15 protein-coding genes are annotated in these 19,307 nt (G+C 59.8%); 12 read left to right on the forward strand and 3 right to left on the reverse strand.

Features of this window, described 5'->3' with window-relative positions; all coding sequences use genetic code 11:
• Positions 1-32: 32 nt before the first annotated feature.
• Entirely contained in the window at positions 33-728 is a 696-nt protein-coding gene (locus ACCC96_RS16760) for a pirin family protein (RefSeq protein ID WP_019579022.1), read from the reverse strand.
• Positions 729-1,008: 280 nt separating this feature from the next.
• On the opposite strand from ACCC96_RS16760, the gene ACCC96_RS16765 reads away from it, so the two are divergent.
• From ACCC96_RS16765 to ACCC96_RS16775, 3 genes are all read left to right on the forward strand, one after another.
• On the forward strand, positions 1,009-3,483 hold the full coding sequence (locus tag ACCC96_RS16765; protein ID WP_413696367.1) for a UvrD-helicase domain-containing protein: 2,475 nt from the start codon (positions 1,009-1,011) through the stop codon (positions 3,481-3,483).
• 283 nt (positions 3,484-3,766) lie between these two features.
• The gene (locus ACCC96_RS16770; protein ID WP_413696368.1) at positions 3,767-5,143 is read left to right on the forward strand and encodes a pyridoxal-phosphate dependent enzyme; all 1,377 of its coding nucleotides are present in this window, start codon (positions 3,767-3,769) and stop codon (positions 5,141-5,143) included.
• On the forward strand, positions 5,140-6,321 hold the full coding sequence (locus tag ACCC96_RS16775; RefSeq protein WP_413696369.1) for a cystathionine gamma-synthase: 1,182 nt from the start codon (positions 5,140-5,142) through the stop codon (positions 6,319-6,321). Before ACCC96_RS16770 ends, ACCC96_RS16775 begins: the two co-directional genes overlap by 4 nt.
• A gap of 186 nt (positions 6,322-6,507) precedes the next feature.
• On the opposite strand, the gene ACCC96_RS16780 is transcribed toward ACCC96_RS16775, so the two are convergent.
• On the reverse strand, positions 6,508-6,783 hold the full coding sequence (locus ACCC96_RS16780) for a DUF1652 domain-containing protein (RefSeq protein WP_413696370.1): 276 nt from the start codon (positions 6,781-6,783) through the stop codon (positions 6,508-6,510).
• A 275-nt stretch (positions 6,784-7,058) separates the two neighbouring features.
• Between ACCC96_RS16780 and ACCC96_RS16785 the strand changes: the two genes are divergently transcribed.
• Genes ACCC96_RS16785 through ACCC96_RS16800 form a run of 4 tightly spaced genes read left to right on the forward strand, consistent with a single transcriptional unit; the run spans position 7,059 to position 10,850 of the window.
• Positions 7,059-7,874, forward strand: coding sequence for a helix-turn-helix domain-containing protein (locus tag ACCC96_RS16785; protein ID WP_413696371.1), 816 nt, complete (start codon positions 7,059-7,061; stop codon positions 7,872-7,874).
• 51 nt (positions 7,875-7,925) lie between these two features.
• On the forward strand, positions 7,926-9,332 hold the full coding sequence (locus ACCC96_RS16790) for an NAD(P)/FAD-dependent oxidoreductase (RefSeq protein ID WP_413696372.1): 1,407 nt from the start codon (positions 7,926-7,928) through the stop codon (positions 9,330-9,332).
• Positions 9,333-9,362: 30 nt separating this feature from the next.
• Complete coding sequence (locus tag ACCC96_RS16795) at positions 9,363-9,704, forward strand: cupin domain-containing protein (protein ID WP_413696373.1); 342 nt, start codon at positions 9,363-9,365, stop codon at positions 9,702-9,704.
• Between the two features lie 60 nt (positions 9,705-9,764).
• Complete coding sequence (locus tag ACCC96_RS16800; RefSeq protein WP_413696374.1) at positions 9,765-10,850, forward strand: polyamine ABC transporter substrate-binding protein; 1,086 nt, start codon at positions 9,765-9,767, stop codon at positions 10,848-10,850.
• Between the two features lie 73 nt (positions 10,851-10,923).
• Here the strand turns inward: ACCC96_RS16800 and ahr are convergent, their stop codons facing one another.
• Positions 10,924-11,955 (reverse strand): NADPH-dependent aldehyde reductase Ahr, encoded by a 1,032-nt coding sequence (gene ahr / locus ACCC96_RS16805; protein WP_413696375.1) that lies wholly within the window; start codon positions 11,953-11,955, stop codon positions 10,924-10,926.
• A 514-nt stretch (positions 11,956-12,469) separates the two neighbouring features.
• Between ahr and ACCC96_RS16810 the strand changes: the two genes are divergently transcribed.
• The 5 genes from ACCC96_RS16810 to ACCC96_RS16830 all read left to right on the forward strand — a co-directional run bounded on the left by ACCC96_RS16810 (position 12,470) and on the right by ACCC96_RS16830 (position 19,130).
• Positions 12,470-13,927 carry a serralysin family metalloprotease gene (locus ACCC96_RS16810; protein WP_413696376.1) on the forward strand — a complete coding sequence of 486 codons (1,458 nt, stop codon included), beginning with the start codon at positions 12,470-12,472 and terminating at the stop codon, positions 13,925-13,927.
• A gap of 67 nt (positions 13,928-13,994) precedes the next feature.
• The gene (locus ACCC96_RS16815; protein ID WP_258668472.1) at positions 13,995-14,417 is read left to right on the forward strand and encodes a protease inhibitor Inh/omp19 family protein; all 423 of its coding nucleotides are present in this window, start codon (positions 13,995-13,997) and stop codon (positions 14,415-14,417) included.
• A 212-nt stretch (positions 14,418-14,629) separates the two neighbouring features.
• On the forward strand, positions 14,630-16,417 hold the full coding sequence (locus ACCC96_RS16820; RefSeq protein WP_019649883.1) for a type I secretion system permease/ATPase: 1,788 nt from the start codon (positions 14,630-14,632) through the stop codon (positions 16,415-16,417).
• Positions 16,414-17,763: an HlyD family type I secretion periplasmic adaptor subunit gene (locus ACCC96_RS16825; protein WP_019649882.1), complete on the forward strand. Its 1,350-nt coding sequence runs from the start codon at positions 16,414-16,416 to the stop codon at positions 17,761-17,763. Before ACCC96_RS16820 ends, ACCC96_RS16825 begins: the two co-directional genes overlap by 4 nt.
• Positions 17,764-17,765: 2 nt before the next feature.
• A complete protein-coding gene (locus ACCC96_RS16830) occupies positions 17,766-19,130 on the forward strand; it encodes a TolC family outer membrane protein (RefSeq protein ID WP_413696377.1) in 1,365 nt (454 codons plus the stop codon).
• The last annotated feature ends 177 nt before the right edge of the window (positions 19,131-19,307 follow it).

The raw sequence follows: 19,307 nt of genomic DNA on the forward strand, positions 1-19,307 counted from the left end.
GTCGCCCCTTTTTTTGTCGCGCATTTACCTTATCAAGCCAAATCCACCAACACGATTTCACTGTCCTCGATCGCAGTCACCCGCAACACTTGCTCATCGGCTATCGCAACCCCGTCTCGAGCTTGTGCGCGCAAGCCATTGACTTCAATCGCTCCTGTCGCTGGCACCAGATAAGCGCGACGGCCACTGTCCAGACGATACTCCGCCGTTTCCCCGGCTTTCAGGTTGGCCGCCACCAGACGCGCATCGGCGCGAATCCGCAGGCTTTGATCGTCGCCGGCCTTGCCGCTGGCCAGGGTCACGAAGCCTTCGCGCTGGCCTTTGGGGAAGGGCTTGGCGCCCCACGACGGTGCCAGACCGGTTTCGTTGGGGATGATCCAGATCTGAAAGATCCGGGTCTCGGTCGCTTCCAGGTTGTATTCACTGTGGGCGATCCCGGTGCCGGCGCTCATGACCTGAACATCACCCGCTTCAGTGCGGCCCTTGTTGCCCAGGTTGTCCTGGTGGGTAATCGCGCCTTCACGAACGTAGGTGATGATTTCCATGTCCCGGTGCGGGTGTTGCGGGAACCCGGTGCCGGGGGCAATCACGTCATCGTTCCATACCCGCAGGTTGCCCCAGTTCATGCGTTTGGGGTCGTAGTACTCGGCGAACGAAAAGTGGTGATGAGCATCCAGCCAGCCATGGTGCGCGCCGCCCAGGGAGTTGAAAGGTCTGAGTTCAAGCATGATCGTCTCCTGAAAAAGGTTCGTCATGGGGCAGAACGTCTGAGCCACAAACGAGAACCGGTGGTTGATGGTCAGTATCATCCATCAGGCACCCATCGATAAAAAGCGTAAAAAATGCCTCAATACCATCGAATTATTTGATATCGAATAATCTCGAATTTTTCTCATCCAGCCTTCACTTCATCGCATAAGCCAATGACCTGTAAGCATTTCACTAGAACTCAACGGCAAATGCAGACACCATAGCCCTCGACAGCCTCACACACTGGAGTCCGCCTGCGTGCCGCAACACACACCCGATCTTCCGCCCGAACTTCGTCCCCTGGCCGAGATGCCTTTGCTCAAACGTCTGGCCGCCCGGTTCTTTGGCCACGGCCTGACCCGCTTGCGCGCGCAACACCGTGCGTCCTGGCTGCACGGGCAAGCCGACGGTTTTCGCAGCGGTCACAGCGCTGGCGTGGAATACGGCTATAAGGAAGGCAAGCTCGAGGGCCTGGAAGAAGGCCGGCAAGTGCTGCTGATTCGTGACTCGCGCTCGACCGAGCATCGACCGCCTAACGTCGATGACAACCTGTTCGACGATTGGCGCCTGCCATTGAGCGCCGAGCTGAAGAAGCGCATGAAGGCCGACGTGGCGCGACTGCTGCCTGCGCATGCCCAGCCAAGCGCTGCCCAATGGAAAATGATTTTCAGTGACACACCGTCGACTTCAGTGATCGCCGGGGCGGGTGCGGGCAAGTCGACCACTCTGGTGCTGCGAATCCTGTTGCTCAGCCATTACCTGGGGTTTGAGCTGAGCTCGATGACCGTGGTGACCTTTACCCGCGAGTCGCGCAAGGACTTCATCAATAAGCTGATCGAACTGTTTGCCGTGTGGGGCCGGGCACTCAGCTTCAAAGAAGCGCGGGACCTGGTGCGCACCTTTCATTCGCGGATCCTGCCAATGGTGCGTAGCCTGCCGGGTTTCGAACGGCTGCAAGCCTTCGAAAACCTCAGCTTCCGCGTTCAGGGTGCCGATGAGGAGGTCGATAGCAATCCCTTCGACCTGCGAATCAACGACGCCCAGCGCCAGCAACTCAATGCCTGCTATCACAACCTGCACACTCGCGATGAGCGTTTCCGTGAATTGATCAAACCGTTGTCTCGTCACGCCTTGCAGCTCAAGGAACTGGAACGCGATCACCCGGACGTGCAAAAACGCATGGCGGTGACTGAACTGGCCGCCAAACGCGATGAAGAGCTGTGCGACACCATTGAGGACCTGTGGTTTCGCGCCGGTGCCTGGCCGATCAAGGGCATCGAGCCGAACCGTCAGACCTTCGACATCAACGGTTCGACCTTCCATTGCCACGGCTATATTCCGGCACTGGATGCCTGGGTGGTGCTGGGTTTCGATCCTCGGGAAAACCCACAGGTCAGCCGCCCGAATGCCAAGCTGACCGTGCGTGCGGAATGGGCTGTAAAGCGCACCCTGTTTCAAGCTTTCTGTCGTAAGCCATTGATATGGATGGATAGTTACGAATCTTCAAAACGTGTTTTGGCGTCGCTTGCCGGTGATGCCAGCGCCGGGCCGGGCTTTGATTACAAGGTCAAGGGCGAACTTGCTTCCGCGCCGTTGCTGGACTGTTTTGTCGCGGCAGCCGGGTTTATCGAAAACCTCGGCCTGGATGTGCCCAATGCCGTGGGCCAGATGAGTTTCGCCAAGGATGACCCGGACCGATTCTTCTTCGAGGCCTTGAGCCTGTTCTGGCGAGCGCTGGAAGATCATCTGCTGGATCAATCGCCACCCGTGATGACCTACAACCGGATGTTTGCCCTGTTCAGCGAGCATTCACCGGAGAATCTCAAGTTGCTCGGCGATGAACTGCTCAGGCCGATGTCGCACTTGATGATCGATGAGTTCCAGGACGTGTCGCCGCAGATCGTTTCCTGGATTCGCGCCAGCTTGGCCGAGATCCGCAGTCGTGGCCCGGCCATGCACGTAGGGCGCGGGGCGCAACGCTCGTCATTGCTGTGTGTGGGGGACGACTGGCAATCGATTTACGGCTGGCGTGGCAGCTCGCCGAGCTACTTCATGGAGTTCAACAAGGAGTTTCCGTCACCGAGCACGACCAAGGTGATGCTCAGCGACAATTACCGCAGCCATCAGCACATCATCGACGCGGCGGAGCACATCGTCCGCGCCGCACCGGCAATCGCCGGCAAGAAGGCCAAGGCCAGCGGAGAACCCAAGGCGTTGCTGCCGGTGAACGTTCTCGATCGGGATGACCAGGGCATGGCCCAGCGCCTGATTGAGCACTACAGAAAAGGCGATTCAATCTTGATGCTTTATCGAAAAAGTAGCGATAAGTCATTGATAGAAGAGCATATTCAGTCTGTAGTTAATGTTGATTCTAGCTTGCCGTACGACGCGCGACGGCTCAAGCAACTGACCTATCACAGCGCCAAAGGCCTGCAAGCTGATGCGGTATTCCTGCTGGGAGATTGCCAGCATCTGACCAGTTCGCCTTACAAGAACCAGGTCTATCGCATGGCCGGGCTCGGCAGGGCCGGCGACAGCGAGCCCTACGACAGCGCACAGAAAGACGAGATCCTGCGACTGGCGTACGTGGGCATCACCCGGGCGGTGAGCCATTGCTACTGGTATGTCGATGGCCAGGATACCCAGGCGGCGAATATGCCCAAGGCCTCCGACCGGATCGGCAAGGGCAAGGCGTTTTTTGCTGATCACCGTCAGGGAAAAGTGCAGGCCTGATCCTCAAGAGAGTCTTGAGTCAAAAAAACCTGTGGCGAGGGAGCTTGCTCGCGCTGGGCTGCGTAGCTGCCCCAAAAATGCGACAAGCATTGCCGGTTTTTGTGAGCGCTGCGCACTCAAGCGGGAGCAAGCTCCCTCGCCACAACAAGCTCGCTCGCCACAAAAGTTGCGAGTGGCGCGATCCCGGCCTATGGTCCAAGCGAGGCTTTGACCGCGACGGATGTGCTCGACTGGCTTCAGGTCGCTGTCCATCCAGTGCGGATACCCGTAGCGAGGTGACGACATGCCGAACAACTCCCGTCCCGCCGTGCTCGAACTGATCGGCAATACGCCGCTGGTGCGTATCAGCCGCTTCGATACCGGCCCGTGCACACTGTTTCTCAAACTTGAATCGCAGAACCCAGGCGGTTCGATCAAAGATCGCATCGGCCTGGCGATGATCGACGCCGCCGAGCGCGATGGTCGCTTGCGCCCCGGCGGCACCATCGTCGAGGCGACGGCCGGTAACACCGGTCTGGGCCTGGCACTGGTTGGCCGCGCCAAGGGTTATCGGGTGGTGCTGGTGGTGCCGGACAAGATGTCCACCGAGAAGGTCCTGCACCTCAAGGCGATGGGCGCCGAAGTGCATATCACCCGCTCCGACGTCGGCAAGGGCCATCCCGATTATTATCAGGATGTCGCGGCGCGATTGACCAAGGATATTCCCGACGCGTTTTTCGCCGATCAATTCAACAACCCGGCCAACCCGCTGGCCCACGAGTGCAGCACCGCGCCGGAGATCTGGGCGCAGACTCAGCATGATGTGGATGCCATCGTGGTCGGTGTCGGTTCGGCCGGCACGCTGACCGGGCTGACTCGTTTCTTTCAGCGCGTACAACCGAATCTGGAAATGGTGCTGGCCGATCCGGTCGGCTCGGTGATGGCCGAATACAGCCGCAGCGGCACCCTCGGTACGCCCGGTTCCTGGGCGGTGGAGGGCATCGGCGAGGACTTCATTCCGTCGATTGCCGACCTTTCCAGCGTGCGCAAGGCCTATTCAATCAGCGACGAGGAAAGCTTCGATCATGCCCGCCAGCTGCTGCGCGCCGAAGGCATTCTCGGCGGCTCTTCGACCGGCACCTTGCTGGCGGCGGCATTGCGCTATTGCCGCGAGCAAACCGAGCCGAAGCGGGTGGTCAGTTTCGTTTGCGACACCGGCACCCGTTATCTGTCGAAGATCTATAACGACCAGTGGATGAACGATCAGGGCCTGCTTGCGCGCAAACGCTACGGCGATTTGCGTGACCTGATCGCGCGGCGTTTCGAGGATGGCCGGGTGGTCAGCGTCGGCCCGGACGACACCTTGCTCACGGCGTTCCAGCGCATGCGCCTGGCGGATGTATCGCAACTGCCGGTGCTGGTGGATGGGCAGCGGCTGGTCGGGGTCATCGACGAGTCCGATATTCTGTTTGGCGTGCATGAAGACGCTACGCATTTTCGCATGACCGTGACCAGCGCGATGACCGACAAACTCGAAACCCTGCCTCCCGGCGCCAGTCTTGCTGAACTGGAGGCGGTGCTCGACCGTGGGCTGGTGGCGATCATCGCCGACACCTCGGGCTTCCATGGCCTGATTACCCGCGTCGACATGCTCAATCACTTGCGGAGATCACTGGCATGAGTCAGCACGATGAAACCACCGCACCGCGGGGCTTTGCCACCCGCGTGATCCATGCCGGACAAACACCGGACCCGACCACCGGGGCGCTGATGCCGCCGATTTACGCCAACTCCACCTATGCGCAGCAGAGCCCCGGCGTGCACAAGGGCTTCGATTACGGGCGTTCGCACAACCCGACGCGCTTTGCGCTGGAGCGTTGCGTGGCGGATCTTGAGGGCGGCACCCAGGCTTTCGCCTTTGCTTCCGGACTGGCGGCGATCGGCACCGTACTCGAACTACTCGACGCAGGCGCGCACATCGTCTCCGGCAATGATCTGTACGGCGGGACTTTCCGCCTGTTCGAGCGGGTGCGCCGACGCAGCGCGGGGCATCGCTTCAGCTTTGTCGATCTGACGAACCTGACGGCCTTCGAAGCGGCGTTGCAGCATGACACGCGGATGGTCTGGGTCGAGACGCCGAGCAATCCTTTGCTCAGCCTCACTGACCTCGCCGCCGTCGCACGCATCTGTCGCGAGCGCGGCATCATCTGCGTGGCGGACAACACCTTCGCCAGCCCGTGGATCCAGCGCCCGCTGGAGTTGGGCTTCGATATCGTGCTGCACTCGACGACCAAGTACATGAACGGTCATTCCGACGTGATCGGCGGCATCGCGGTGGTCGGGCAAAACGTCGATCTGGCCGAGCGCCTGGGCTTTTTGCAGAACGCAGTGGGGGCTATCGCCGGGCCGTTCGACGCCTTCCTCACCTTGCGCGGGGTGAAAACCCTGGCGCTGCGCATGGAACGTCATTGCAGCAACGCGCTGGAGTTGGCGCAATGGCTGGAGCGTCAGCCGCAAGTGGCACGCGTGTATTATCCGGGCCTGCCATCGCATCCGCAGCACGAATTGGCGCGGCGGCAGATGCGCGGGTTCGGCGGGATGATTTCCGTCGAGCTGAACAGCGACCTGACGGGCGCCAGGCGTTTTCTCGAGAGTGTGCGGATCTTTGCCTTGGCCGAGAGCCTGGGCGGGGTGGAAAGCCTGATCGAGCACCCGGCGATCATGACTCATGCCACCATCCCCGCAGAAACCCGCGCGCAGCTAGGTATCAGCGATGCGCTGGTGCGTTTGTCTGTGGGGGTGGAGGATGTCGAAGACCTACGCGCCGATTTGGCCCAGGCCCTGATGTCTATCAGTTAAGCGCAATTCATGTGGGAGCGGGCTTGTGTGGCGAGGGGCTTGCCCCCGTTCGGCTGCGTAGCAGTCGCAAATCCGGTTGATGCGTTTTACCTGGAGGATCGCAGTGAATGTTTTTTTGGGGCCGCTGCGCAGCCCAACGGGGGCAAGCCCCCTCGCCACAATAGTCCCGCGCCTTTGTCCTGACCGTCAGGCATAACTCCTAAGCGCCTGCGGAGGAATGAACGCTTCCAGCTCATCCTCGACCGCTTCGATAATCCGCTCTACATCGGCAGCGTTCATGACCGTTGCACAAGGAATACCGGCAATGGCGATCATGGTTTCGCCGCTGGCTCGGTCGAATAGACGAGCAACCATGCTGCCCGGTGCATCCATGGTCGCTTCGAAACCCATGGGATGAAAATGCCAGCGCATCAGCTGGCAGGCATTTGGAAAAGTGACCTTGCTGAATGAACCTTGATTCATGTGTTGCCCACCTTCTTCATCGAGCGCTTCCTTTAGCTCATGTTAGGAGGGAAGAGCCTTCAATGGCTCAACCGGTGACTGTCTTTAAAAGTAGCACCCGGATGTGAAAATCATGTGGAATTTTTCAGACCGTTCAGCGATTGGTTCAGTTTTTTTTGATGCAGGTCATGAGATACCGGCATCTCGGCCAACGGCCAGCATTGCTGGGCATCCCATCGGTCATTGAAGCCCGGACAGAACTTCGGCAAGCTCGGTTTTTTCTCGTCGAGTCCTCTATGCACGCCGATGATGATGGTCCGTCGCAAACCCAGGCCACGGGCGACACGGTCATGCGTTACCACCTGCGCTGGAAGCACCGGGATCTGGACGGTGTGATGGCGCTTTATCATCCGGACATTCAGTACAACGACTTTTTCCAGAACCGCGTGATGGGCCTGGACGCGTTGCGCGAGTACGTGCGTGACAGCATGCCTCGCGATCCGGATGAGGCGCTGGAGCACTCGGACCGTATCCGACTGGATGGCAACACGGCGTTCATTCAATACCGCATCACCCTTCGCGGCGGTGAAGGGCTGGTGTCGTTTCGGACCAGCGAGGCGATCACCGTGCGTGACGGGCTGATCTGGCGGGTCAATGAATACGCCACCCTCGTACACGAACAAGCGTCCGGCAAAGCCCCCCGCAACCTGCGCCCGGCGGTCAGTCGGCTCGGACTGTCACCGCGGCAGCTAAGTTTCATGGCCGACGATCTGCAGCAGTATTTTCAGCGTCAGCAACCATATCTGGATCCCGAGCTCGATCTGCAACGGGTGGCGAAGGAGTGCGGGTACAGCCGCAATCAGATTTCCTACTTGTTGAACCAGGTGCTCGGCCAAAGCTTCTACCGTTACGTCAATCAGGCGCGGTTGCAGCATTTGCTCGCGGCACTGGACAGCGCCACGCCGCCACTGCGTATCGATGAGCTCGCCTTTGCCGCAGGCTTCAATTCGCTGTCGGCGTTTTACAGCTGTTTCCGCCAGCACACTGGCCTGTCGCCCAAGGCCTACGCCAAACAAATTTCTTTGCGTGCACGCGCGCAAGACAGCCCCTGAGCCCACGCACTAGGATCGACGCCATCGAAGTGTTGAGCGGTGGAGTCTTGCATGACGGCGTGGCGAAGGATCAGTTTGTGGATGGATCAACTCGACGAGCCGTTGCTGGCGCGCCCGGCGTTGGAACAGGACCTGGACGTCGACGTGGCCATCATCGGCGCCGGGTACACCGGGCTCTGGACCGCGTACTACCTCAAACGCCTGGCGCCGGGACTGAACATCGCCATCGTCGAAGCCCAAACCGCGGGGTTTGGTGCGTCGGGCCGTAACGGCGGCTGGTTGATGGGCAATCTGCTGGGTGAAGACCGCTTGCTCGCCGGACTACCGGCGGAACAACGTCGCGCCTCTTTCGAGCTGTTGCACAGCATCCCTGATGAAGTAGAGATCGTCCTCGAACGAGAAGGCATTGACTGCGATTATCGCAAGGGCGGAGCGCTTTACTGTGCGGCGCGTTACCCGGAGCAGGAAGCCAGCCTGCGCAATTATCTGGACGCGCTCTACCGCCAAGGGCTGACCGAGGCCGACTACCGCTGGCTCAGACCCGAGCAATTGGCGCAACAGATCAGAATCGCCAAACCTTATGGCGGTATCTATGCACCGCACGTGGCGACCATTCACCCGGCAAAGTTGGTGCGAAGTCTGGCGCGGACGGTGGAGCGCATGGGGGTCAACATTTATGAAAACAGCCCGGTCACCCAATGGCAGTCGAGCAGTTTGCGTACCGCCCGCGCGCAGGTTCGCAGCCGCTGGATCGTACCGGCGGTGGAAGGTTACGCGGTCACGTTGCCGCCGCTGAGTCGTTATCAATTGCCCGTGCAGAGTTTACTGGTGGCGACCGAACCGCTGTCCGCCGCGACCTGGGACGACATCGGCCTCAGCCATGGTCAGGCGTTCAGCGAAAGCAGCCGCCAGGTGACCTACGGCCAGCGCACGGCCGACAACCGTCTGGTGTTTGGCGCCCGTGGCGGCTATCAGTTTGCTGGCAAGTTGCGCCATGACTTCGAGCTGAGCGCCAGCGAAGTGCAGTTACGACGCTACCTGTTCGGTGAACTCTTCCCGCAGCTCAAGGACGTGCGAATCACCCACGCCTGGGGCGGAAACCTGGGGATGTCCCGGCGCTTCAAGCCGCACATGCTCTGCGATCAGGCCAGCGGCATCGCCTTGTCGGGCGGTTATGGCGGGGAGGGCGTGGGTGCCAGCAACCTCGGCGGGCGGACGCTGGCCGATCTGATTCTTCAGCGCGATACCGAGTTGGTGCGCCAGCCGTGGGTGATTGCTCAGGGCGGTCTCGACGCGCTCAAGGCCTGGGAGCCGGAGCCCTGCCGCTGGCTGGGCTACAACGCAATCATCCGCAGCTTCGTTCACGAAGACCAGACCCTGGCCAACCCGTCCACCGCGCCCTGGCGTCGCAAACTGGCCGGCCGGGTCGCGGGGTTCATGGAAGGTTTCATGCGCTGAACGGCGTTTTCTCAATCGACAGGTACTCCCATGCCCATCACTCAACTCAAGAACACCGCAACCCTGAAGCTGGAAGAGTCAACGCCCGTCGCCGTGCCACTGGGGATGCCCGTGGCGGTGGCCTCGACCACCAGCGTCGAACGCGATGACGGTGTCGAAACCGGCGTCTGGGAATGCACTCCCGGCCGCTGGCGCCGGCAGATCGTTGCCCAGGAATTCTGTCACTTCATCCAGGGTCGCTGCACCTTCACTCCGGATGACGGTGAAACCCTCTACATAGAAGCCGGCGATGCACTGATGTTGCCAGCCAACAGCCTCGGCATCTGGGACATCCAGGAAACCGTGCGCAAGACCTACGTTTTGATTTTTTGATCTCTGATTGCCTGCCAGTTCTCCAATAAAAAGAAGACAACCCCTACAGGAATCGACCCAATGATCCGAAAGACACTGACGCTTGCTCCACTTGCGCTCGTCGCGACCCTCAGTCAGGCCGCCGAGACCGTGAAAATCTATAACTGGTCGGACTACATCGCCCCGGACACCACAAAAAACTTCCAGAAAGAAACCGGTATCGCCTTCAGTTACGACGTCTTCGACAGCAACGAAACCCTTGATGGCAAGTTGATGACCGGCACATCCGGGTATGACGTGGTATTCCCGTCCAACCACTTCATGGCCCGACAGATTGAGGGCAGGGCCCTGAAGAAACTCGACAAGAGCCAGCTGCCGAACTGGAAAAACCTCAACCCGGTGCTGCTCAAAACGTTACAAGCCAACGACCCCGGCAACGAGCATGGCTTCCCGTATTTGTGGGGCAGCACCGGCATCGGCTACAACGTGGACAAGGTCAAGGCTGTGCTGGGCGACAACGCGCCGGTGGATTCCTGGGACCTGATCTTCAAGCCCGAGAACATGGCAAAACTGCAAAAGTGCGGCGTGGCGATCCTCGACAACGGGCCCGAACTGTTGCCGGCGGCGTTGAATTACCTGGGGCTGCCGCATCACAGCAAGAACCCCGAAGACTATAAAAAGGCCGAAGCGCTGCTGATGAAAGTCCGGCCCTATGTCAGCTATTTCCACTCATCCAAATACACCAGCGACCTGGCCAACGGCGATATCTGCGTGGCCGTCGGCTTCTCTGGCGACATTCTCCAGGCGGAAAACCGCGCCAAGGAAGCCGGGAACGGCGTGGACATCGGCTATTCGATTCCCAAGGAAGGCGCGGCCATCTGGTTCGACATGGTCGCCATGCCCGCCGACGCCCCGGACGAGAAAGCCGGTTACGCGTTCATGAACTACCTGCTGCGTCCCGACGTCATGGCCGGCATCAGCAACTACGTGCACTACGCCAACGGCAACGAACAGGCCGACCGCCTGATCGATCCGGCGATCAAGAACGACACCAAGGTGTATCCGAGCCCGGAAATGATGGGCAAATTGTTTGCCCTTGAGGCGATGCCGTTGAACATCGACCGGGTGCGGACGCGGGTGTGGAACAAGATCAGGACCGGTAGCTGATCGGTCTGCCTGCAACACCTCTCGAGTAGCGATGGCAAAAGGCGCGTGCGGTATTACCCGACGCGCCAGTCTGTCATTTGCTGGCGTCCAGCACGACGCGGTAGCGCGCCTTGCCACTGCGCAGGTGATCGATGGCGTCGTTGATCCGGCTCATGGGAAAGTGCTCGACCTGCGGCAAGATTTGATGGCGGGCGCAGAATTCCAGCATGGTTGCCGTGGTACTGGGCGAGCCAACCGGCGAGGCAGACACACTCTTTTGTTGGGGCAGCAGGTTGAATACGTGCACTGGAATAGCGCCAGGCACGACGCCGACAAAGTGCAGACGCCCCTTGCCGCGCAACGTGCCGAGCATGGCCGGCCAGTCGAGGTCGGCGTTGGCTGTGACCAGGAGAAAGTCCAGGGTGCCGGCAATGGATTTCAGCGCGTTGCTGTCGGTAGAGGCGAGCACGTTGTGCGCGCCCAGGCGCCTGGCTTCGTCCTGCTTGCTCAACGACGAGGTAAAGGCCGTGACCTCGCAGCCCCAGGCGTTGAGAAAGCGCAGTGCCAGATGACCGAGGCCGCCGATTCCCACGACACCGACCCGGTCAGTGGGCTTGACGTCGAATTCCACGAGCGGGTTGAACACCGTCGAGCCTGCGCAGAACAGCGGTCCGGCCATGGCCGGGTCAAGTCCGTCCGGTATCGCAAGCGCCCAGGCCCAGTGCGAACGCAGGCGATCGGCGAAGCCGCCGTTGCTGCCGACGATGGTGGGCTGGACTGTGTTGCATAGTTGGTGGGAGCCTTCGATACACGAGGAGCAATGCATGCAACTGCCCTTGTACCAACCGATGCCCACCCGTTGTCCCACTTCGAGACCGCGTACCTGTGCGCCCACTCGCACGATACTGCCGACCACTTCGTGGCCAGGGATAAACGGGTAGTGGCTCAGGCCCCATTCGTTGTCGATCATCGACTGGTCGGAGTGGCAGACGCCGCAATACTCCACGGCGACTTCCACCTCCTCGGCGCCCAATGGACCGGGATCGTAGCTATAGCGCTCCAGTGGCGCGCCTGCCGATGTTGCAGCCCAGCCGGTAAAAGTAGTGAGTTCGCTGCTGTTGCTCATGGGATACCTCCAGATCAGGAGACAGCGGCGTTGGCCGCTCGGATGCGGTGGCCTGGCAACGTTGATCGGCAGCCAGGGCGTAATCAGTCTAGCAGGCCGTAGTCTGAGGGCAGTGTCGGGATGAACTGGCCTTCGGAGCTCTGTCTCCGACCACTATTGCAACTAACCGGACGTTTAATTTAGTTGATATCAATACACTGGCACTGACACTAACAAGTCAAGAAAACGAGAAGCCATCAGCAAAAAAACAACTTACCAATATTTAATATTTAAATATGAAATTGTCGGACAATCTGGCTGAAAACCTCAACTAAAAACAATCTTTCGACAGCGCAGGCAATGTTTGCTGGAGTTCTGCGAAACAGTTCAATTTGACGTCAAAAAAAATGTAGACGTTTGATTTCGAATTGTGTCAGTTTTCCTACGCCTTCATTGGGCGAGTGATAGGACGATCTCGCCAGAGATTGTCGTATCGGACAAAAACTGTTCCATTGCTAAACAAGGAAGTGTGTTTATGTCGAAAGTAAAAGACAACGCTATTGATCTTGCCGAACAGGCTTTTCAGCCATTGCAAGCGCTGGCTGCACCCAGTTCTGCCTACAACCAGATCGATAGTTTCAGCCATCAGTATGATCGTGGCGGCAATCTTACGGTCAATGGCAAACCCTCCTTCTCCGTCGACCAGGCCGCTACCCAGCTGCTGCGTGACGGCGCTGCCTACCAGGACAAGGACGGCAGTGGCAAAATCGAACTTACCTACACGTTCCTGACCTCGGCCTCGTCGAGCACCATGAACAAGCATGGCATTACCGGGTTCAGCCAGTTCAATACGCAACAGAAAGCCCAGGCCGTGCTCGCCATGCAATCCTGGGCCGACGTGGCCAACGTCACCTTCACCGAGAAAACCACTGGTGGCGACGGTCACATGACCTTCGGCAACTACAGCGGTGGTCAGGATGGCGCGGCGGCATTCGCTTATCTGCCTGGCACGGGCGCCGGTTATGACGGTACTTCGTGGTACCTGACCAACAGCAGCTATACGCCGAACAAGACGCCGGACCTGAACAACTACGGCCGTCAGACCCTGACCCACGAAATCGGTCATACCCTGGGCCTGGCCCACCCTGGCGATTACAACGCCGGTGAAGGTGCGCCGACCTACAATGACGCGACTTACGGGCAAGACACCCGCGGTTACAGCGTCATGAGTTACTGGAGTGAAAGCAATACCGATCAAAACTTCAGCAAGGGCGGTGTGGAAGCTTATTCTTCCGGCCCACTGATGGACGATATCGCGGCCATCCAGAAACTCTACGGTGCCAACACCACCACCCGCACCGGTGACACCACCTACGGCTTCAACTCCAACGCCGGTCGCGACTTCCTGAGCGCGTCTTCGTCGTCGGACAAAGTCGTGTTCTCGGTGTGGGATGCGGGCGGCAAGGACACACTGGACTTCTCCGGCTTTACCCAGAACCAGAAGATCAACCTCAATGAAGCCTCGTTCTCCGACGTTGGCGGCCTGGTGGGCAACGTGTCCATCGCCAAAGGCGTCACGATCGAGAACGCGATTGGCGGTTCGGGTAGCGACCTGCTGATTGGTAACAGTGTGTCCAACGAACTGAAGGGCGGTGCCGGCAACGACATCCTCTTCGGCGCGGGCGGTGCAGACAAACTGTGGGGCGGCTCGGGTTCGGACACCTTCGTGTTCGCGGCCAGCAGCGACTCCAAGCCAGGCGCGGTCGACCAGATCCTCGATTTTGTCAGCGGCCTGGACAAGATCGACCTGACCGGCATCACCAAAGGCGCGGGCCTGCATTTCGTGAACTCGTTCACCGGTGCGGCAGGCGATGCAGTGTTGACCACTTCGGGCGGCAACAGCCTGTTGTCGGTGGACTTCTCCGGGCACGGCGTGGCTGATTTCCTGGTCAGCACCGTTGGCCAGGCGGCGTTCTCGGACATCGTGGCCTGATTCAAGGCATAAAGGAGGGCGGCGCTTTACGCGTCGCTCTCTGCCCCGATCCAGAGTAAAACGCCCTATGACCCAGAACGCTTTTACCTGCAAAACAACCGCGTGGCTGTTAGCGACGCTGATGATGTTTCTTGGAGAAGTAGCCATGGCAAGCAGTCTGAAACTAGCCGACCCGTCGGAGCTCGCCGGCAAATGGCAAGCCATTTTGAATACCGCGCAAGACTCGCCCGAGTCCCAGGCGCTGCAGGACAAACCGTCGAATGTCTGCACGATAGAGCTTAAATCGGACCAGACCCTGGGTGAGGGGGCCGATTGCCTCAGTGCCTGGCTGGAAAAATCGGCGATGGGCTGGTTCCCGGAGCCGGACGGCATTGCCGTGACCGGGGAAGAAGGCTCAAGAATTGTGTTTTTCAGCCGACAGCATGAGGGGCTTTATAAAAGCACCTTGAAGTCGGGGCTGATTATTACGCTTACGCGCGCAGCGCAATAAGCGAAAAGCGTCGGACCGACGGCAGGTACTGAATATAAAGACCGTTGTTGTAGTTATAAGCAGCAGATCAATAACCAGGGCTCTTTAAAGTCCACAAAGAGTTGTTATTAATCTGTCAGCGATAACCGGCAAAAGAATGTCTCGACCCGTGTGCGGACAGTTAATTGGAACCTTGCCAAGTGAGGCGAGGCTTAATACCTCAGGAAAAACCAATGAAGATGGCGAAGAGCCCGGCCACCGCACCGTTATTCAAGGCACTGGGCGACTATAAGAGCATCTTGATCAGCGTCGGCTGCTTTACCGCATTGATCAACGTTCTGATGTTGGTCCCGTCGATTTATATGCTCCAGGTTTATGACCGGGTGCTGTCGTCGCAAAACGAAACCACACTGGCGATGTTGTCGTTGATGGTGGTCGGGTTCTTCGCCTTCATCGGGTTGCTGGAGACCGTGCGCAGTTTCATCGTCATCCGTATCGGCAGCCAACTGGAGCGCCGTTTTAACCTGCGGGTGTATCAGGCTGCTTTCGAACGCAACCTGTTCAAGGGTGAGGGCAACGCCGGGCAATCCCTGGGCGACTTGACCCATATTCGCCAGTTTGTCACCGGCCCGGCGTTGTTTGCCTTCTTCGATGCGCCGTGGTTTCCGGTCTATCTGTTTGTGATTTTCCTGTTTAACGTCTGGCTCGGCGTATTGGCCACCGCAGGGGCGGTGCTGTTGATCGGGCTGGCCTGCCTCAACGAGGCCATGACCAAAAAACCTTTGGGCGAAGCCGCGGGTTTTTCCCAGAAGTCCAGCCAACTGGCCACCAGTCACCTGCATAACGCCGAAACCATTCAGGCCATGGGCATGCTCGGCGCCTTGCGCAAACGCTGGTTCGGGGTGCACTCGCGTTTTCTCGGCTTGCAGAATCAAGCCAGCGACACTGGCGCGGTCATCAGTTCCCTGAGCAAAACTCTGCGCCTGTGCCTGCAATCCCTGGTCCTGGGGTTGGGCGCCTTGCTGGTGATCAAGGGTGACATGACCGCTGGGATGATGATCGCCGGCTCCATTTTGATGGGCCGGGTGCTGAGCCCCATCGATCAGTTGATCGCTGTGTGGAAACAGTGGAGCGGCGCCAAACTCGCTTACCGCCGCCTCGACGCCTTGCTGCAAGCCTTTCCTCCGAGTGACGAGGCGATGGCGCTGCCGGCACCGAAAGGCCAGATCACGTTCGAGCAAGTCAGCGCCGGCCCGCCGGGGCAGCGGGCAGCGACCTTGCACATGGTCAATTTCAACCTGGGCGCCGGCGAAGTGCTGGGCGTGCTCGGGGCTTCCGGCTCCGGCAAATCGACCCTGGCGCGGGTGCTGGTCGGCGTCTGGCCGACGCTGGGCGGCACGGTGCGCCTCGACGGCGCGGACATTCATCGCTGGAACCGCGACGACCTCGGCCCTTACATCGGCTATCTGCCCCAGGACATCGAATTGTTCAGTGGCAGCATCGCCGAAAACATCGCCCGATTCCGTGAGGCAGACCCGCAAAAAGTCGTCGAAGCCGCGCAACAGGCTGGCGTCCATGAATTGATCCTGCGCATGCCCCAGGGCTACGACACCGTGCTCGGCGAAGACGGCAGTGGTTTGTCCGGTGGCCAGAAGCAACGCGTGGCGCTGGCTCGTGCGTTGTACGGCCATCCGAGCCTGGTGGTACTGGATGAACCGAACTCCAACCTCGACACCGTTGGCGAAGCGGCACTGGCCGGCGCCATCGCACACATGAAGGCCCGGGGCACCAGCGTGATTCTGGTCACCCATCGTTCTTCGGCCCTGGCCCAGGCCGACAAGTTGCTGGTGCTCAACGAAGGTCGCTTGCAAGCCTTCGGCCCAAGCCAGGACGTGCTCAAGGCGCTTGCCGGCAACCAGTCAGGCGCTCAGGAACCACAACGTGAAAAAGCCGCGCAGGCACCGGGCGGGCTCAGCATGAGCCGGCAGTATCAGCCCACGACCAGGAATTCGGGTGTATGAGCAGCACACGCATGAACAACGACAGCGAAGCGACGATGGAACACGACTACATTGCCGAACGCCCTGAGCGCGACGCCCGTTTCTTCGCCCGCATGGGCTGGATTCTGGCGATTGTCGGCGCCGGCAGTTTTTTCACTTGGGCGAGCCTCGCGCCGCTCGATCAAGGCATCCCGGTGCAAGGCACCGTGGTGGTCTCGGGCAAGCGCAAAGCCGTGCAATCGATGAGCAACGGCGTGATCAGCCAGATTCTGGTGCGTGAAGGCCAAGTAGTGAAACAAGGCCAGCCGTTGTTCCGCCTCGACCAGACCCAGGTCGCGGCCGACGTGCAATCGCTGCAAGCGCAATACCGCATGGCGTGGGCCAGCCTGGCGCGCTGGCAGAGTGAACGGGACAACCTCAAGCAGGTGAATTTCCCCGCTGAGCTGAGCAACGATCCCGACCCACGACTGGCGCTGGTGCTTGAAGGTCAACGGCAATTGTTCAGCAGCCGTCGCGAGGCGTTTTCCCGTGAGCAAGCCGCTTTGCGCGCGAACATCGAAGGCGCCAGCGCGCAACTGGCCGGCATGCGCCGCGCGCGCACGGACCTGACAGCCCAGGCCAGTTCCCTGCAACAACAGTTGAGCAATCTGCAGCCCCTGGCAGACAACGGCTACATCCCGCGCAACCGCTTGATGGAGTACCAGCGTCAGCTGTCGCAAGTGCAGCAACAATTGGCAGAGAACACCGGCGAAAGCGGGCGGGTGGAGCAGGGCATCCTCGAATCCCGGCTGAAGCTGCAACAGCACAGCGAGGAATACCAGAAGGAAGTGCGCAGCCAACTGGCCGACGCGCAGCTCAAAAGCGTGACCCTGGAAGAGCAGCTGACTTCCGCGGGTTTCGACCTGCAACACAGCGAAATCGTCGCCACCGCCGACGGCATTGCGGTCAACCTTGGGGTTCATACCGAAGGCGCGGTAGTACGCCAGGGCGAAAACCTGCTGGAGATTGTCCCGCAAGGCACCAGCCTGGAAGTGGAAGGGCACTTGCCGATCAACCTGATCGACAAGGTCGGCACGCACTTGCCGGTGGACATTCTGTTCACCGCGTTCAACCAGAGCCGTACCCCGCGAGTGCCGGGCGAAGTCAGCCTGATTTCCGCCGACCAAATGGTCGATGAGAAAACCGGTGCGCCGTATTACGTGCTGCGCAGCAGCGTCAGCGATCAGGCCATGGAAAAACTCAACGGCCTGGTGATCAAGCCCGGGATGCCGGCAGAAATGTTCGTGCGCACCGGTGAACGTTCACTCCTCAACTATCTGTTCAAACCGCTGCTCGACCGGGCAGGCTCCGCGTTGACCGAGGAATAAGGATGTTCGGTTGTATGAATAAGCTTTCCCTGCTCGCAGCGACCCTGGCCTTGCTGACGTGCAACAGCACAATGGCCATGGGGCCGTTCGACATCTATGAGCAAGCATTACGCAATGATCCGGTGTTCCTCGGTGCCATCAAGGAGCGCGATGCCGGCCTTGAAAACCGCGCCATCGGCCGCGCCGGGCTATTGCCGAAGCTGGGTTACAACTACAACAAGGGGCGTAACTCCTCCAAGGTCACGCAACTGAATGACCGCGGTAACAGCCAGAGTGAAGATCGCAACTACAGCAGCTACGGCTCGACCCTGACCTTGCAACAGCCATTGCTCGACTACGAGGCTTACGCGGCGTATCGCAAAGGTGTGGCGCAATCGCTGTTCGCCGATGAAAACTTCCGGGGCAAGAGCCAGGAACTGCTGGTTCGCGTGCTGGAGAATTACACCAAGGCGCTGTTCGCTCAGGACCAGATCGACATCGCGCGTGCGAAGAAAAAAGCGTTCGAGGAGCAGTTCCAGCAGAACGAGCAGATGTTCCGCCAAGGGGAAGGCACGCGCACCGACATCCTCGAAGCCGAGTCACGTTACGAGCTGGCAACCGCCGAGGAAATTGAAGCGCGTGACGAACAGGATGCGGCTCTGCGGGAGCTGGGCGCCCTGGTGGGTGTAGCAGCCATCGATATTGGCGACCTGACGCCGCTGGATCAGAACTTCCAGACCTTCACCCTGCAACCGGCCAACTACGACACCTGGCACGAGATGGCGGTGGCCAATAACCCGAACCTGGCCTCCCAGCGCCAGGCGGTGGAAGTGGCGCGCTACGAGGTCGAACGCAACCGCGCCGGGCACCTGCCGAAAGTCAGCGCCTACGCCTCGATGCGCCAGAACGAATCGGAAAGCGGCAACACCTACAACCAGCGCTACGACACCAAAACCATCGGTATCGAAGTCAACGTGCCGCTGTACGCCGGTGGCGGCGTCTCGGCCTCGACCCGGCAGGCCAGCCGCACCATGGAACAGGCTGAGTATGAGCTGGACGGCAAGACCCGGGAAACCTTGATCCAGCTGCGCCGCCAGTTCAGCGCCTGCCTGTCGGGGGTCAACAAGCTGCGCGCTTATCAGAAGGCCCTGACCTCGGCTGAAGCGCTGGTGGTCTCGACCAAGCAAAGCATTCTGGGCGGCGAACGGGTCAACCTCGACGCATTGAATGCCGAACAACAACTATTTACCACCCGCCGGGATCTGGCGCAGGCACGCTACGACTACCTGATGGCCTGGACCAAGTTGCATTACTACGCCGGCACCTTGAACGAACAGGACTTGGCCAAGGTGGATGAGGCGTTCGGGCAAGGCGCGAGGGCACAGTAGCCGTTAGAAAACAGTGTGGCGAGGGAGCTTGCTCCCGCTGGGCTGCGAAGCAGACCCAATGGCGGTTGCTGCGCAACCGAACGGGAGCAAGCTACCACGCCACAGAATCACAGCAACACGTAGCCCCTGGGACCGGGGCCTAGAAAAAAAAAAAAGCCAAGAAAGCGAGATTTCATG

The sequence above is a fragment of the Pseudomonas sp. Pseusp11 genome, from assembly GCF_047304405.1.
GTDB lineage: Bacteria > Pseudomonadota > Gammaproteobacteria > Pseudomonadales > Pseudomonadaceae > Aquipseudomonas.